We start from the raw sequence: 15,475 nt of genomic DNA, 5'->3' as shown, positions 1-15,475 counted from the left end.
TCGGGGTTGCGCGGTCAGCCGGCCTGCTTCACCCGCATATACCATTCGACCAGCCGGCGAACCTGGCGCTCAGTATAGCCGCGCGCGGTCATCCGGGCCACGAATTCGCCGTGCTTCTTCTCCGACTCCGAGTCCTTCTTCGAGCCGAAGCTGATCACCGGCAGCAGGTCCTCGACCTGGCTGAACATCCGCCGCTCGATAACCTCCCGGATCTTTTCGTAGCTGGTCCAGGACGGGTTCTTGCCGCCACGGTTGGCCCTCGCGCGCAGCGCGAATTTAACCACCTCGTTGCGGAAGTCCTTGGGGTTGGCGATGCCCGCTGGCTTCTCGATCTTGGTCAGTTCCTGGTTCAGCAGCTCCCGGTTCATCATCTGGCCGGTGTCGGGGTCTTTGAAGTCCATGTCCTCGACCCAAGCGTCCGCATAGGCGACGTAGCGGTCGAACAGGTTCTGCCCGTAGTCGTTGTAGGACTCGAGGTAGGCCTTCTGGATCTCGTTGCCGATGAACTCGGCATAGCGCGGCGCCAGCTCGCCCTTGATGAACTCGAGGTAGCGCTTCTCGACCTCGTCGGGCATCTGCTCCCGGCGGATCGCCTGTTCCAGCACGTACATCAGGTGCACCGGGTCGGCGGCGATCTCGGTCGTGTCGTAGTTGAAGGTGGCTGCCAGGATCTTGAAGGCAAAGCGGGTGGAGGCGCCGTCCATTCCCTCGTCCGGCCCGGCCGCATCGCGGTATTCCTGCATGTTCTTCGCGCGCGGATCGGTCTCCTTGAGGCTTTCGCCGTCATAGACCCGCATCTTGGCGTAGATGTTGGAGTTCTCGTGCTTCCGCAGCCGGCTGAGGACCGAGAACCGCGCCAGCATCTCGAGCGTCGAGGGAGCGCAGGGGTTGGCCGCGAGCTCCGAGCCGCGTACCAGCTTCTCGTAAATTCTTTGCTCCTCGGTCACCCTGAGGCAATAGGGTACCTTGATGACGTAGATGCGGTCGATGAAGGCTTCGTTGTTTTTGTTGTTTTTGAAGGCCTGCCACTCCGATTCGTTCGAGTGGGCCATGATGATGCCCTGGAACGGAATGGCACCGATGTTCTCGGTACCGATGTAGTTGCCTTCCTGCGTCGCGGTCAGCAGCGGGTGCAGCATCTTAATGGGCGCCTTGAACATCTCGACGAACTCGAGGATGCCCTGGTTGGCGCGGTTCAGCCCGCCCGAGAAGCTGTAAGCGTCCGGATCGTTCTGGCCATACATCTCCAGCTTGCGAATATCGACCTTGCCGACCAGGGACGAAATGTCCTGGTTGTTCTCGTCACCCGGCTCGGTCTTTGCGACGGCGATCTGCCGCAACCGGCTGGGGCGGACCTTCACCACCCGGAACTTGGTGATGTCGCCGCCGAACTCGTCCAGCCGCTTCAGCGCCCAGGGGCTCATCAGCCCGGTCAGCCGACGGCGGGGAATGCCGTAGCGATCCTCGAGCATGTCGCCCAGGCGTTCCGGGTCGAACAGGCCGAGCGGGCTTTCATAGACCGGGCTCATCTGGTCCCCGGCTTTCAGCACGTAGATCGGCTCCTGCTCCATCAGCGCCTTCAGGCGCTCGGCGAGCGAGGACTTGCCGCCCCCAACCGGGCCCAGGAGGTATACGATCTGTTTCCGCTCCTCCAGCCCCTGGGCAGCATGGCGGAAGAAACCCACGATCCGTTCGATCGTGTCCTCCATCCCGAAAAATTCCGAGAAAGCGGGATAGATGCGGATCGTCCGGTTGAGGAAGATCCGGCCGAGCCGGGTATCCTTGGCGGTATCCACCACCTCCGGCTCGCCGATCGCCTTGAGAATGCGTTCGGGCGCGGTCGCGTAGTGGCCCGGATCTTTCCGGCAGCCCTCAAGGAATTCGGCAATCGACATGTCCGATTCCTTGCGGGACTCATAGGCCCGTGCGTAATCGGCGAAAATGTCCTGCATGGTGTCCATCGGCGGCCCCTGGAAGCACTGCCACGAGTGTGCAACGCCCACAGCATGGGCTTTGCCATGGCAGAGTGCGGTAAACTTTTATTGCTGCGTCGCACCGCGGCCGTGTAGAGTGCAAATCACGGCAGAGGGAGGCGGCCTGCGCGAAGGCGCAGGACGCCCCGTATCTCCATGGCATTCAAATCACGCGAAGAGCCACCTAGCATTCGTGGCAAGTGAACAGGGTCATCGCTTGTCTGCCGGTTCATGATTGCGACAGAAAGTAACTTGGCCATGTTTCAGGCACGGCCTGCCTGTCGCAGCAGCGTCTAGCGATTCGCTGACATGACCTAACACGACAATGTCATTGGCGGGGTTGCCGCTCTCTCCATGGCGCGCCTGGAGGAAATGTCGCGGCATACGGCGGCCAGCGCGCCGATCCTGTGCCGGTAGCAGTGACGCAAAGATTAAAATGCGTCACCGGTTCCCGCCGCGGGTCGCGATGCCGCGGCCGGGGCGGCCCGTCTTCGCTCAAATCCTGGGCAAATCCCGGCCGGGCGCGGCCCGGCCGGCGCGGATGGTTCAATCCTCCGAATTTGCCGGGCTGCCGGCCAGCACGCCGCCATCGATGATCATGTGCTGCCCGGTCATGAAGCTGCCGGCGGCGCTCGCCAGGAACACCGCCGCGCCGGCGATCTCGTCCGGCTCCCCGATCCGCTTCAGCGGCGTGTCGCGGGTCCGCTTCTTGTAGTTGACCGGGTCTTCCCAGAGCGCCCGCGCGAAGTCAGTCCTGACCAAGCCGGGGGCGATGCAGTTCACCCGGATGTTCTTCGGCCCCCATTCGCAGGCAAGATTTCGTGCCAGCTGAAGGTCGGCCGCCTTGGTGATCGCATAAGCCCCGAGGTTGACCGAGCCCTTGAAGCCGCCGATCGAGGAGACGATCACGATCGACCCGCCGCCGCGTGCCTCCATGCTCGGGATGCACATGTGGGACAGCCACATGTTCGACTTCACGTTGGTCGCCATCATCTTGTCGAAGATGTCGTCGGCAATCCCCATCGCCGGGCCGAAATGCGGGTTGATGGCGGCATTGCAGACCAGGATGTCGACGCCGCCCCATTTCTCGATCGTCGCATCGGCTAGGGCCTGCAGTTCCGGCTTGCGGCCGATGTTGCAGGCCATGGCAACGGCCTCACCGCCCTTCGCCACGATCCCGTCCACCACCACTTGGCAAGCATCCAGCTTGCGGGAGGAGACGACGACCTTGGCGCCGTGCTGCGCCAAGCGCTCGGCGATGGCGCGGCCGATGCCGCGGCTGCCGCCGGTGACGATGGCGACCTTGCCGGTCAGGTCGAACAGTGTTGCCTCTGGCATGGGCTGGCCTCCTCCATTTGGTTTTGTCCTGGCCGTGAGTCTCCGCAGCCGGTCGCTGCCGCGTCAACCCGCGCCGGGGCGATTTATGCCGCCGCTTGCGATAGGCTGGGGCAAAGCCGACCGGAGACGCCCCGATGACCGATTCCACCCCTGGCCTGCCCCATGCCGTGCCGCTCGAAGGCGCCTCCAACCTGCGCGACCTCGGCGGGTGGCCGGTGGCGGATGGCCGGCGGGTGCGCCGCGGGCTGATCTTTCGCTCCGCCACCCTCGCCAACCTGACCGAGTCCGACCAGGCGCGGGTCGCGTCGCTCGGCATCCGCACCGTCTGCGACCTGCGCGGGGTGAACGAGGCGGCGCTGCGGCCCTCCCGCCTGCCGCCCTCGGCGGAACGTGTCCACCTGCCAATCGAGCCTTCAGTCGGCGCCTCGCTGCGCGACCTGATGCTGCGGAAGGAATCGACCGGGGAAGACGTCGTCTCGCTGCTCCGCCGGGCCTATATCGACTACCTCGCGCGCTTCATTGCGGTCTATCGCGGACTGTTCGGCCTGCTGCTGGAGCCGCGGCGGCAGGCGGTGCTTTTCCACTGCTCGGCCGGCAAGGACCGCACCGGGGTGGGCGCCGCGCTGGTGCTGACGGCGCTGGGGGCGACGCGGGAGACGGTGGTGGCCGACTACCGGGCGACGGATCGGATCTGGCGGCGTGACCATTCGCTGCCGGAAGGGACGCCCGCCGGGCTGGCCAATGCGCTGCTGTCCACGCATCCCGAGCTGCTGGAGGAGACGCTGGACCGGGCCATCGCGGCGCATGGCGGTCTCGATGGCCTGCTCCAGGCCGGCCTTGGCCTTGATGCGCCGCGGCTGGCGGCGCTGCGGACGGCCTATCTGGAATAGCGGGCCACATCGGTCCATGCCTTGCATGAGCCCGACGACAACCGGAGCATGCGCGACATGAGCTTGGCGATGACTTGGGACGAATGGGCCCGGCATGACGCGACGGCGCTCGCCGCCCGGGTTCGCGCGGGCGAGGTGTCGCCGGCCGAGCTCGCCGCCCAGGCGGCCGCCGGCATCGCCCGCACCGATCCCGCCCTCAGCGCTGTCGTCGAGGTCTTCGAGGACGTGGTGGCCGACCCGCTGCGCGACGGCATGGACCCCGCCGGCGCCTTCGCCGGCGTGCCTTACCTGATGAAGGACCTCGGCCCGACGCTGAAGGGCAGGCTGCAGGAAATGGGCTCGCTGCTGATGCGCGGCCATCGGGCCACGGCGGACAGCTACCTGGCCGGCCGCATCCGCCAGGCCGGGCTGAACATCATCGGCCGCACCACCACGCCGGAATTCGGCTGCTGCAGCGCCGCCGAGAACCCGGCAGTCTACGTCACCCACAACCCATGGGACACCGGCTACACCACCAATGGGTCGTCCGCCGGCACGGCGGCAATGGTTGCGGCAGGCGTCGTGCCGATCTCGCACGCGACCGATGGCGGCGGGTCGATCCGCATTCCCGCCGGAGCCTGCGGCAATATCGGGCTGAAGGTCTCGCGCGGAGTCTTCTCGATCGCACCGGCGGCCTCGGACCTGACCGGGCTGGTCTCCATCCAGGGCTGCCAGACCCGGACCGTGCGGGACACCGCGCTCTTCGTGGATCGCTGCCGCGGCGGCGCGCCGGGCGAGTTCATGCCCTACTGGACGCCGGCCGAGCCCTATACCGACCTGATCCGGCGCGATCCCGGGCGCCTGCGCGTCGCGCTGTCGCATGAGTGGGGCGACTACCGCGCCACGCCGCACTTGGTGGCCGAGTTGGAGAAGGCCGGGCGCGTCCTGGAATCCCTTGGCCACAAGGTAGACTGGGCACTTCCCGCGATCGATTTCCGCGCCGCCTTTGCCGCGCAGACCGATTGCTATATCGGCAACTTCGCACAGACAGTCGGCAACCTGATCGCCGCGCGCGGGCTGGACCGGCCGCCCGAGGGGCTGGTCGAGCCGATCAACATCGGCATCTGGGAAGAAGGCCGGCACATCTCCTTCACCGACCGGGCGCGGATGCAGGCGGTATTCAACACCACCTCCCGCGGCTTTGGCGCCTTCTTCGAGGATTGGGACATCATCCTCACCCCGATCACCGCGCGGCCGACGCCGCCGATCGGCACCACCGAGTATCTGACGATCAGCGACAATCCATCGGTGCGCGACTGGTTCAGCAATCTCTGGCGCAACTTCGCCTATACGCCGCTGGCCAATCTCTGCGGCATCCCGGCGATCTCCCTGCCGATGGGGCGACAGGAGAGCGGCCTGCCGCTCGGCATCCAAGCCCAGGCGCGGCAAGCCAATGACGGGTTGCTGCTGCAACTGGCGGCGCAGGTCGAGCGGGCGCTGGACGGGAAGTGGAACGAGGGGCGGCGGCCGGGAGTGCATGTAGCGGGGTAAGAGAGATCGGGGAGAAGGTATTCTCCCCGAACCCCTCATCTATTTTTGTGGGTCTGGCACGTATCGCGTGGCGGCAGCCGACTCATCAAAAGGAAGAGTGGGGTTCGGGGAAGGAGTATTTTTTCTCCCCCGATCTTTCTTTCACGGCCGCATGCCATGCGCTCGCATCCCGGGCTCAAGCACCCGCTCCGCCAGCCCTGCGAAATCGCAGAGTAGCCTCCGGGTCTGCCGCGGGTCGATGATCTCCTCCACCCAGAAGGCCTCCGCCGTCCGCAGCGGGCTGCGCAGAAGCTGCAGCCGGGCCTCGATCTCCGCCAGCGTCGCCGCGCGATCCTCGGCGGCGTCGAGGTCGGCGCGATAGGCCGCCTCGATCCCGCCCTCCAGCGGCAGGCTGCCCCATCGCGCCGAGGGCCAGGCATGCCGCACCGAGAAGCGGTTGGCCGGTTGGTGCACCACGCCGGCGACGCCGAAGGCGTTGCGGACGATGACGGTGCACCAGGGCACGGTGGACTGGTTCACCGCCGCCATGGCGCGCACGCCCCAGCGGATCGTGGCGCTCTGCTCGGCCTCGAGCCCGATCATGAAGCCCGGGCAGTCCATCAGGTAGACCACCGGCAGGTGGAAGGTCTCCGCAAGGTCGACGAAGCGCACCACCTTGGCGCAGGCATCGGCGGTCCAGGACCCGGCATAGAACATCGGGTCGCCCGCCAGCACCGCGACCGGCAGGCCGTTCAGCCGCGCCAGGCAAGTGATGACGGAGCGGCCGAAATACCGCCCCATCTCGAAGACCGAGCCGCGGTCCATCAGCCCCTCGATGATCGGCCGCATCCGGTAGGGCTGGCGGATGTTGCGCGGGATCACGCCCAGCAAGGACTCGTCGGTGCGGTTCGGATCATCCTCGCTCGGCAGCCGCTTTGGCAGTTCCCAGACATGTCCGGGCAGGTAGGACAGAAAGCGCCGCGCCGCCGCGAAGGCCTCCTCCTCGCTATCCACTGCATGGTCGACGGCACCGGCCTTGCACTGGATCTCCCAGCCGCCGAGCTCGGCCTTGCTCAGGTTGTTGCCGAGCGCGTTCACCACCGGCGGTCCGGCGACGAACATTGCCGAGGTCTCCTTCGTCATGACCGAGAAATGCGTCGCCGCCAGCCGCGCCGCGCCCAGCCCGGCGACCGAGCCGAGGCCGAGGCCGACCACCGGCACGCGGGAGAGATTGTCGCCGGTCAGGTGGTACATCGCCTGGCCGCCGATGCCGCCGGGCAGGTTGGCCCGGCCCGTGGTCTCGATGGTCTTGACCGAGCCGCCGCCGCCCGAGCCCTCAATGATGCGTATGATCGGCAGGCGGAGATCGGCCGCCATCCGCTCCGCCATGATCGGCTTCTCCTTGATGGTGGCATCGGCGCTGCCGCCGCGGACGGTGAAGTCGTCCCCGACCACCACCACCGGCCGGCCATCGATCAGGCCGCGTCCCATGACGCAGTTGGAGGGGGTGAACTCCTGAAGGGAACCATCCAGCGCGTATTTCGCCTTGCCTGCGATGGCCCCGACCTCGTGGAAGGAGCCCGGGTCGAGCATGGCACCCACCCGTTCCCGTACCGTCAGCCGGCCGCCATCGTGCTGGCGCTTGACCTTGTCGGGGCCGCCCATCGCCTCCGCCATCGTTTGGCGGCGGGCAAGGTCGTCCAATTCGGGCTGCCAGCTCATCCATTCCGCTCCCATGCTTTGCGGGACATTCCAGCATGCGGTGGCGCCAGGCGGTAGCCGGGCCTATCTTTGCCCCAACCGCGGAGGAATACCCCCATGCCCGATCCCACCATGGCCGCCCCCGAAGCCTGCATCGTCGGCTGGGCGCACACGCCCTTCGGCCGCGCCGAGGCGCCGGACATCGAGACGCTGCTGGCCGAGGTCGGCCGCGCCGCCATCGAGGATGCCGGCATCTCCCCGGCCGACATTGATGCCGGCTTCGTCGGTGTCTTCGGCGAGGGCTTCACCAACCAGGGCTTCCCGTCCTCGCTGGTGTTGCAGTCAATCCCCGAGCTGCGCTTCAAGCCGATCACCCGCTACGAGAATGCCTGCGCCACCGGCACCGCCGCCATCCACGGCGCGCTCGACTTCCTCGCCGCCAAGCGCGGCCGCTTCGCGCTCGTCCTCGGCGCCGAGAAGATGACCGCGACGCCCGGCCCGCAGGTCGGCGAGATCCTGCTGAATGCCAGCTACCGCAAGACCGAGCAGGACATCCGCGGCGGCTTCGCCGGCGTCTTCGGCCGCATCGCTGAGGCCTACTTCCAGCGCCATGGCGACCAGTCCGACGCGCTCGCCGCCATCGCCGCGAAGAATCACAAAAACGGCGTCGACAATCCTTGGGCGCAGATGCGGAAAGACCTCGGCTTCGCCTTCTGCCGCGCCGAGTCCGAGAAGAACCCCTTCGTCGCCCCGCCGCTGAAGCGCACCGATTGCAGCCTGGTCTCCGACGGTGCCGCCGCGCTGATCCTGACCGATGCCGGGACCGCCAGGGCGATGCAGAAGGCCGTCCGCTTCCGCGCCGCGGTGCAGGTGAACGACTTCCTGCCCATCGCCGCCCGCGACATCATTCGCTTCGAAGGCCCGCAGCTCGCCTGGAAGCAGGCGCTGGACCAAGCCGGGCTTTCCGCCGTCACCGACCTCTCCTTCGTTGAGACGCATGACTGCTTCACCATCGCCGAGTTGCTGGAATACGAAGCGATGGGCCTGGCCAAGGAAGGGCAGGGCGCGCGCGCCATCCTCGACGGCGTGACCGCGGCGGACGGCAAGCTGCCGGTCAACCGCTCGGGCGGGCTGAAGTCGAAGGGCCACCCGATCGGCGCGACCGGCATCTCGATGCATGTGCTGACGGCGATGCAGCTAACCGGCACGGCGGGCACGATGCAACTGCCGAAGGCCGATATCGGCGGCATCTTCAACATGGGCGGCGCCGCCGTCGCCAACTACGTCTCGATCCTCGAGCGCGCGTGACAGCGGGGGAGGGCTCTGCCCTCCACGAATTCACCCGCCGGCCTACCCAAGCCAGCTGAGCAGCAGGTCGATGACCTGCTCGGGCTGCTCCTGCTGGACCCAGTGGCCGGCGCCCTCCACCAGGTGGACGCCATCCAGCCTGGTGCAGGCCAGCTCTCGCATCCGGCGCAGCGCGCCCGGCGTCTGCTCGATGCCCCAGTCGCTGCCGCCCGCGATGAAGATGGACGGCACGTCGATGGTGCGGCCGGCGAAGACCTGCGCCTCGGCCTCGAACAGCCCGGTGGTGCGGCAGCGGTACCATTGCAGCCCGCCCTGGAAGCCGGTGCGGCCATACTCCTCCGCATAGACCGCCAGCTCGCTGTCGGGCAGCCACTGGCAGGCGGCGATCGCGTTGGCGTCCGGCATCTCCGGCGCCACCGTCTCTGCCATGCCGCGCCCGAGGTCCATGACATAGTAGGTCGGCAGCCTGGCCAGCGCCTCGGCGGTCCAGCCGGCGAGCGGGAATGGCTTGTTGCCCGGCCAGTCGGCGCTTTTCATGTGGTAATAGGCGCGCAGGAAGGCATGCACCCCCTGCGGGCAGCGCCACATCTCCTCGTTCGCGCTGCGCTCCGAGTAGTACCACTGGTAGTGTTTGCGCGGTCGCTCCAATGCCGCAAGCGCTGCATGCACGTCCACCGCCGGGGCGCGGGGCGGTGCCTCCTCGGGCAGCGAGGGTGGGCCGGCGAAGGGTGCGCTCATCAGCGCAACGCGGCGGAAGACGTCCGGCCGCACCAGCGCGCACCAGGCGGCGACCGGCGAGCCGAAATCATGCCCGATCACCGCTTCCACATGGCCGAGCCCGAGCGAGGCGACCAGGCCCAGCTGGTCCCGCACTAGGTTCAGCATCCGGAAGGGCGCCAGGTCGGCGTCGTAATCGGCATTCCAGCCGGTGGTGCGGCCATACCCGCGCTGGTCCGGCGCCACCACGTGGTAGCCGGCCTCGGCCAACGCCGGCATCACCTTGCGCCAGGACCAGGCGAGTTCCGGGAAGCCGTGCAGCAGCAGCAGGCAAGGGGCGCCCGGCTCGCCCGCCTCCAGCACATGCATCGTCAGGCCATTGATGCCGGGGATCATCCGTGCGCGGATGCCGTCGGGCAGCACGGCAGCGTCCAGGGGCGGCAGCTCGGACATTGGTTCCTCCGGTTCTCGTTCTGCGCCGGAGCCTAGCAGCGACCGGGGCTTCGCGCGCGCTAGCTGCCGCTGCGATCCCACAAATTCGGCACCATGTCGGCCGAATAGCCTGAGATGAAGTCTTGCGCCGCACCCGTCTCGGGGTCGAAGGCATGCCGCCGCACCGCGCCGATGTTCCCGCCATAGCAGTGGATGCTGACACTCGGCGCATCCGCCAGCGCATTCTCCACCAGGTGGATGTCGTTGCTGCCGGGACGGACCAGCGCGACTTCCCCGGGCCGCAGCAGGTCCCGCCGGCCCGGGTGCGGCGGGGTGCCGGGCGCACCCAGCCGGTACTCGGTCGAGATCTCCGCGCCGCGAAGCTGCCCGACCAGTCCCCAGACCAGATGGTCGTGGATCGGCGTGCGCTGGCCCGGACCCCAGACGAAGCTGACCACGCTGAAGCGCTCCGCCGGATCGCAATGCAGCAGGAACTGGCGATAGCGCGGCCCCGGCACGGCGCAGGCCGGCGGCAGCCAGTCATCCACCGCAACCAGGTCGCGCAGCAGGACCGCCCCGGCCTCCTGGAAGGCTGCCTCATCCGGGCCGGCATCCGCCAGACGCGTCATGCCCTGCACGAAGTCGCGCAACCGGCCGATCCCTGCCATCTTCTTGTCCCCGAGGATTTCTCCAAGCATGGCACGCGGCGCACGCCGCACCAATTGCGGAGTCGCAAATGACCGAGGCACCGGAGCTTCTCTTCTTCGCTGATGATGGTAATACCCCGAACAACCCGCGGCTTCCGGCGCTGCTGTTCCGCGCCGCGCTGCCGCCCGGCGACCCGACGGCGGCCGAGGCACTCTTTGCCGCGCATGGCTGGCCGCCGGCATGGCGCAACGGCATCCACCCCTACCACCACTTCCACCCGGATGCGCACGAGGCGCTGGCGATCGTGGCGGGGCGCGTGCGGGTGATGCTGGGCGGCGAGGGCGGCCGGGCGCTCGACCTCGATGCCGGCGACGTGGTGGTGCTGCCGGCGGGTGTCGGGCACCGGAACCTCGGCACCAGCGCGGACCTGCTGGTGGTCGGTGCCTATCCCGCCGGCCAGTCGCCCAGCGAATGCCGCGGCAGCCCCGGCGAGCACGACCGCGCCGTGGCACGAATCACCCAGGTGCCGGATCCGGTGCGGGACCCGGTTAAGGGCCGCGCCTGGCCGCTGTAGCCGCGCGCCGGAATGTGACCCAATCGCAGGCGGCAGCGTCGTGCGGCCCCGGACCGGGCTGCTAACCTTACCCCCTCGGGGGAGCGACGGATGACGGGGGCAATGCGGCGCGGCCCGCGCAGGGCCGGCCTATGAATGCAGGCCTCGTTGCCCTGCTGGCCTTCGCCATCAGCTTTGCCGCAGCCCTGGCCGGGCTGAGGCTGCGCGACCGGCTGCCGGAGCATCATCTGGATGGCGAATCGCGCGATACCGTAAAGCTGGTGATGGGCCTGGTCGCAACCATGGCCGCATTGGTGCTCGGCCTGCTGATCAGCGTGACGCAGACCGCCTACCGCACCCAGAGCGACGAACTTGCCGCCCTGGCCGCCAATATCGTCGCGCTCGACCGCGTGCTGCTGCACTACGGGGTGGAGGCCGCGCCGCTGCGCGCCATGCTGCGGCGCGGCGTCGCCGAGGACGCCTTGCACGTTGTCGAACCGATCAAGGCCGCGGGGCGGCACCCGGGGGAGGCGCTGCAGCCCTTCCACGCGGCGTTGTGGCAACTGCAGCCGACCCAGGATGCGCAGCGCATCGGCCTCGCCCGGGCGATCGAGCTCACCGTCGTCATCACCCGCACCCGCATGCTGGTGGTGGAACAGCAGGTCAGCGCCCTGCCATGGCCCTTCCTCTGCGTGCTGATCTTTTGGCTGGGAATGCTCTTCCTCGGCTTCGGGCTGATGACGCGGCTCAACGCCACGGTGGTAGCGGCGCTGCTCGTCGGCGCGCTGTCGGTCGGCGGGGCGATCTTCCTCATCATCGAGCTCGACCGTCCCTATGACGGGCTGATGCGGATCTCCGACCGGCCGGTGCGGGCGGCACTCGAGGCGCTGCAGCCCTGATGGCGCGACGCGCCGTCCGGTGACAGGCTGCGGCCGAGAGGGAGGGAACCGCGGCCATGACCGACGTCTTCGAGATCATGCACACCACCCGCGCCATGCGCCGGCTGAAGCCGGACCCGGTGCCGGACGAGCTGGTCGTGCGCATCCTGCGGGCCGGCGCCTCGGCGGCGAATGGCGGCAACACGCAGAAATGGCGCTTCCTGGTGCTGAAGGATCCGGCGCGGAAGCAGGCCGTACAGGGCTGGTACAAGCGGGCCTATGACGAGGTGATCGGCCCGCGCTACGCCGGCAGCGCGCCGCCGCCCGGCAGCGATGCGGCGCGCTACCACCGCCAGCACCAGGCGGTGGAATACCTGACCGACCATTATGCCGAGGCGCCGGTCTGGATCATCGCTTGCCTGATGGACGACAAACCGACCCGCTGGTCCGGCGCCTCGATCTACCCGGCGGTGCAGAACATGCTGCTGGCGGCCCGCGCGCTCGGCCTCGGCGCCACGCTCACGACGCGGCACCTGATCTTCGAGGCGGAGGCGGAAGCGGCGCTCGGCCTGCCGCCTGGCGTGCACAGCTACGCCATCCTGCCGATCGGCTGGCCGATGGGGAATTTCGGCCCGGTCGGCCGCGGCCCGCTGGAAGAGATCACCTACCTCGACAACTGGGGCGAGACCTGGGGCGTGGCGAAGGGCGGCTAGGGCCGCGGGCCGGGGCAGGCGCCCCGGCCCCTTGTCGGCTCAGGCCGCCTCGCCGACCAGCACGACGCGGCCGGTGATCTGGCCGCTCTTCAGCCGGTTGAGCACGGCGTCCGCGTTCCTCTGCGGCGTCAGCTCCACCGGGATCGCCGGGATCTGGCCCTTCTTGGCGATGTCGATCAGCGCGCGCAGCTCCTTCACGTCGCCCACGTAGCTGCCCTGGACGGTGAGCGCGCGGATCGGCATCAGCGGCAGCGGGATGTTCATCTCGCCGCCGAACAGCCCGACCTGCACCAGCTTGCCGCCCTTGCGCAGCGCATCGAAGGCGAAGCGGCTGGTCTGGGTGCCGTTCACCAGGTCGATGATGCCCGCCACCGGCCCGCCGCAGGCCTCGACGATGCGCTTCGCGGTGTCCTCGCCCGCCGCCAGCACCGCGTCGGTCGCGCCCTGCTGCTTCGCCGCGTCCAGCTTCTTCTGGTCGATGTCGACGATGCAGATCCGCTTGTGGCCGAGCGCCTTGAGGATGGCGACCGCATTCAGACCGAGCCCGCCCGCGCCAACCAGCACGATCGCCTCGTTCGGGTCCATCGGCAGCAGCTTGTTGATGGCGGAATAGACCGTGACGCCCGAACAGGCATAGGTCGCCGCCAGCGCCGGATCGACGCCCTCGATGTCGACCAGGTGCTTCACATGCGTCGCCAGCACGTGCGTCGCGTAGCCGCCGTTCTGGTAGACGCCGAGGCTGCGCGGCGAGAGGCACATGTTCTCCTCGTCCCGCTGGCAGACCGCGCACTTGCCGCAGCCGACCCAGGGGTAGACCACGCGGAGGTCGCCAACCTTGCTGCCCTGGTTCGCCGCATCCGGGCCGAGCTTGACCACGCGGCCGACGATCTCGTGGCCCATCGCCAGCGGCAGCTTCACGCCGCGGTCGGTCAGCCGCATCTTGCCGCGGCTGCCGAGGTCGTACTCGCCTTCCCAGATATGCAGGTCGGAATGGCAGACGCCGGCATGGGTGACTTCGAGCAGCACCTCGGCGCCTTTCGGCTCCGGCGTCGGCATCTCGATTTCCTGCAGGGGCTTCCCGGTCTCGACGACGGCCCAGGCGCGCATGGCGTTCTCTCCCATGGAATAAGGTCGCGCATGGGACATCCGGCGGGGCGCCGGGTCAAGGCATTCGGCCGCAACGCCTGGCCGGCTCGCGCTTTATCGCCGCGCCAAGTGGAGGAGATGCGGGCAATGAGCGAGTTCCTGTCGCGCCTGGGCGGCGCTGCGCTGAACGACATGAAGGGCACGCCGCTCGACCGCATCCTCAATCACCTGATGGGCGGCCAGCCCGGCGCTTCCGGGCTGCAGGCACTGGTCGATCGGCTGCGCAACGCGGGACTCGGCGACCGCGTCGAGAGCTGGATCGGCAGCGGGGAGAACCGCCCGGTCCAGCCGCAGGAACTCGACCGCGCCTTCCAGGGGGCCGAGGCCGACAGCATGGCGCGGGAAGCCGGGATGGAACGCCCGGGCCTGCTCGCGTTGCTCAGCCAGGTGCTGCCGAAGCTGGTGGATGCTATGACGCCGGAGGGGCACCTGCCGAAGCCGGGCGACGATGCGTCGGCCGGCGCCGTGCCGGGCCAACCCGACGTGCCGGGCAGCGCGGTCGGCATGGGCGCCGGGGGCCAGATGCCGCGCGGCGGGGCGGCGGCGGCACCGCTCGGCGGGGCGGGTGGCGGCGCGCTGCACCACGCCGGCCAGGGTGCGGGCGCGGAGGCCGGGATGCCGCGCTTCGGCACCGGGACAACCTCCGACGCGGCGGCGCCGGCCTCCGGCCTGCTCGGCCCGAAATCAGCCGGGCCCGACCGCGAGGGCTAATCCGCCTTGATGCCGCGCTCCCGCACCACCTTGCCCCATTCCGCGGTCTGGGTGTCGAGGAAGGCGGCGAAGGCTTCAGGCGAGGAAGCGACGATGTCGACGCCCTGGCCCTCCTCCAGCCGCTGCCGCGTCGCCGGATCCGCCAGCGCCGCGGCCAGGGCGGCATGGAACCGCGCCAGCACCGGGCCCGGCGTGCCAGCGGGGCCGAGCATGCCCCAGAAGGCCTCCGCGGCGACGCCGGGGAAGCCGGCCTCGGCGAAGGTCGGCAAGTCCGGCAGCGCGGGGGAGCGCTTCGCCCCGCTCTGCGCCAGCGCGCGCAGCCGCGTGCCGACCTGGCCGCCCAGCCCGACGCGGGAGGCGATGGCAAGGTCGACCTCGCCCGAGGCCGCCGCCGTCGCCAGTGGCCCGCCGCCACGATAGGGCACGTGGATCAGCTTGAGGCCGGCGGCCTGCTGCCAGACTTCCATGGTCAGGTGCGCCAGGCTGCCGGTGCCGACCGTGCCGTAGGTCAGCGTGTCGGGCTTCGCCCGCGCCGCGGCCGCGACCTCCCCGAGGCTGTGCCACGGGCGGCCGAGCGGCGCGGTCAGCAGCATCGGCGCGGTGGCCAGCAGCATGACCGGGGCGAAGTCGCGCCGGGCGTCGAAGCCGGCCTGCGGGTTCAGCGCATTGGCGGTGGCGAAGCTGTCGAAGACCAGCACCCAGGTCAGTCCATCCGGCAGCGCCCGCGCCGCCGCGGCGGTGCCGAGCGCGCCGGCGGCACCCGAGCGGTTCTCGATAACCACCGGCACGCCGAGGCTGGCCTGCAACGCGGGCACCAGCAGCCGGGCGATCGTGTCGACGCTGCCGCCGGGCGGAAAGGGGGCGATGATGCGGACCGGCCCGCCCGGCCAGGTCTGGGCGACGGCGGGGGTCGAAAAGAAGGCAAGCAACGAGCGACGGTACATTCGAGGCACTCCAA

General features: G+C 69.0%; 14 protein-coding genes. 7 read left to right on the top strand and 7 right to left on the bottom strand.

All coding sequences use genetic code 11. The features are described 5' to 3' along the window. Positions 1-14: 14 nt before the first annotated feature. Together E2C06_RS02130 and E2C06_RS02125 are read right to left on the bottom strand one after the other, a co-directional pair. Positions 15-1,961 (bottom strand): PrkA family serine protein kinase, encoded by a 1,947-nt coding sequence (locus tag E2C06_RS02130; RefSeq protein WP_133286935.1) that lies wholly within the window; start codon positions 1,959-1,961, stop codon positions 15-17. A 558-nt stretch (positions 1,962-2,519) separates the two neighbouring features. Beyond that, complete coding sequence (locus E2C06_RS02125; RefSeq protein WP_133286934.1) at positions 2,520-3,311, bottom strand: SDR family NAD(P)-dependent oxidoreductase; 792 nt, start codon at positions 3,309-3,311, stop codon at positions 2,520-2,522. Positions 3,312-3,445: 134 nt separating this feature from the next. Here E2C06_RS02125 and E2C06_RS02120 point away from each other — a divergent pair, with 134 nt between their 5' ends. Next, complete coding sequence (locus tag E2C06_RS02120; protein ID WP_133286933.1) at positions 3,446-4,201, top strand: tyrosine-protein phosphatase; 756 nt, start codon at positions 3,446-3,448, stop codon at positions 4,199-4,201. Between the two features lie 57 nt (positions 4,202-4,258). Then, complete coding sequence (locus E2C06_RS02115) at positions 4,259-5,731, top strand: amidase (protein ID WP_133286932.1); 1,473 nt, start codon at positions 4,259-4,261, stop codon at positions 5,729-5,731. A 141-nt stretch (positions 5,732-5,872) separates the two neighbouring features. Here E2C06_RS02115 and E2C06_RS02110 read toward each other — a convergent pair whose 3' ends face one another. Next, positions 5,873-7,432: an acyl-CoA carboxylase subunit beta gene (locus tag E2C06_RS02110; RefSeq protein ID WP_133286931.1), complete on the bottom strand. Its 1,560-nt coding sequence runs from the start codon at positions 7,430-7,432 to the stop codon at positions 5,873-5,875. A gap of 96 nt (positions 7,433-7,528) precedes the next feature. On the opposite strand from E2C06_RS02110, the gene E2C06_RS02105 reads away from it, so the two are divergent. Continuing rightward, a complete protein-coding gene (locus tag E2C06_RS02105; protein WP_241671078.1) occupies positions 7,529-8,719 on the top strand; it encodes an acetyl-CoA acetyltransferase in 1,191 nt (396 codons plus the stop codon). Between the two features lie 42 nt (positions 8,720-8,761). Here the strand turns inward: E2C06_RS02105 and E2C06_RS02100 are convergent, their stop codons facing one another. Both E2C06_RS02100 and E2C06_RS02095 read right to left on the bottom strand, forming a co-directional pair. After that, the gene (locus tag E2C06_RS02100; RefSeq protein WP_133286930.1) at positions 8,762-9,889 is read right to left on the bottom strand and encodes an alpha/beta fold hydrolase; all 1,128 of its coding nucleotides are present in this window, start codon (positions 9,887-9,889) and stop codon (positions 8,762-8,764) included. Between the two features lie 59 nt (positions 9,890-9,948). Further along, positions 9,949-10,536 carry a cysteine dioxygenase family protein gene (locus E2C06_RS02095; RefSeq protein WP_133286929.1) on the bottom strand — a complete coding sequence of 196 codons (588 nt, stop codon included), beginning with the start codon at positions 10,534-10,536 and terminating at the stop codon, positions 9,949-9,951. A gap of 68 nt (positions 10,537-10,604) precedes the next feature. On the opposite strand from E2C06_RS02095, the gene E2C06_RS02090 reads away from it, so the two are divergent. From E2C06_RS02090 to E2C06_RS02080, 3 genes are all read left to right on the top strand, one after another. Then, positions 10,605-11,090, top strand: coding sequence for a cupin domain-containing protein (locus E2C06_RS02090; RefSeq protein ID WP_133286928.1), 486 nt, complete (start codon positions 10,605-10,607; stop codon positions 11,088-11,090). 131 nt (positions 11,091-11,221) lie between these two features. Continuing rightward, positions 11,222-11,968 carry a bestrophin-like domain gene (locus E2C06_RS02085; RefSeq protein WP_133286927.1) on the top strand — a complete coding sequence of 249 codons (747 nt, stop codon included), beginning with the start codon at positions 11,222-11,224 and terminating at the stop codon, positions 11,966-11,968. 56 nt (positions 11,969-12,024) lie between these two features. Beyond that, positions 12,025-12,660, top strand: a complete 636-nt coding sequence (locus E2C06_RS02080; protein ID WP_133286926.1) for a nitroreductase family protein — start codon at positions 12,025-12,027, stop codon at positions 12,658-12,660. A 39-nt stretch (positions 12,661-12,699) separates the two neighbouring features. Here E2C06_RS02080 and E2C06_RS02075 read toward each other — a convergent pair whose 3' ends face one another. After that, positions 12,700-13,767: an alcohol dehydrogenase gene (locus tag E2C06_RS02075; protein WP_133286925.1), complete on the bottom strand. Its 1,068-nt coding sequence runs from the start codon at positions 13,765-13,767 to the stop codon at positions 12,700-12,702. 126 nt (positions 13,768-13,893) lie between these two features. Between E2C06_RS02075 and E2C06_RS02070 the strand changes: the two genes are divergently transcribed. Then, on the top strand, positions 13,894-14,517 hold the full coding sequence (locus tag E2C06_RS02070) for a YidB family protein (RefSeq protein ID WP_206664400.1): 624 nt from the start codon (positions 13,894-13,896) through the stop codon (positions 14,515-14,517). Here E2C06_RS02070 and E2C06_RS02065 read toward each other — a convergent pair. Then, on the bottom strand, positions 14,514-15,461 hold the full coding sequence (locus E2C06_RS02065; protein WP_133286923.1) for a tripartite tricarboxylate transporter substrate-binding protein: 948 nt from the start codon (positions 15,459-15,461) through the stop codon (positions 14,514-14,516). The two genes, E2C06_RS02070 and E2C06_RS02065, sit on opposite strands and share 4 nt — an antisense overlap. Positions 15,462-15,475: the final 14 nt, after the last annotated feature.

This window comes from Dankookia rubra (assembly GCF_004355005.1).
Lineage (GTDB): Bacteria > Pseudomonadota > Alphaproteobacteria > Acetobacterales > Acetobacteraceae > Paracraurococcus > Paracraurococcus ruber_A.
The sequence above is the reverse complement of the archived record's forward strand: the minus strand, read 5'-3'. Positions and strand labels throughout refer to the sequence as shown.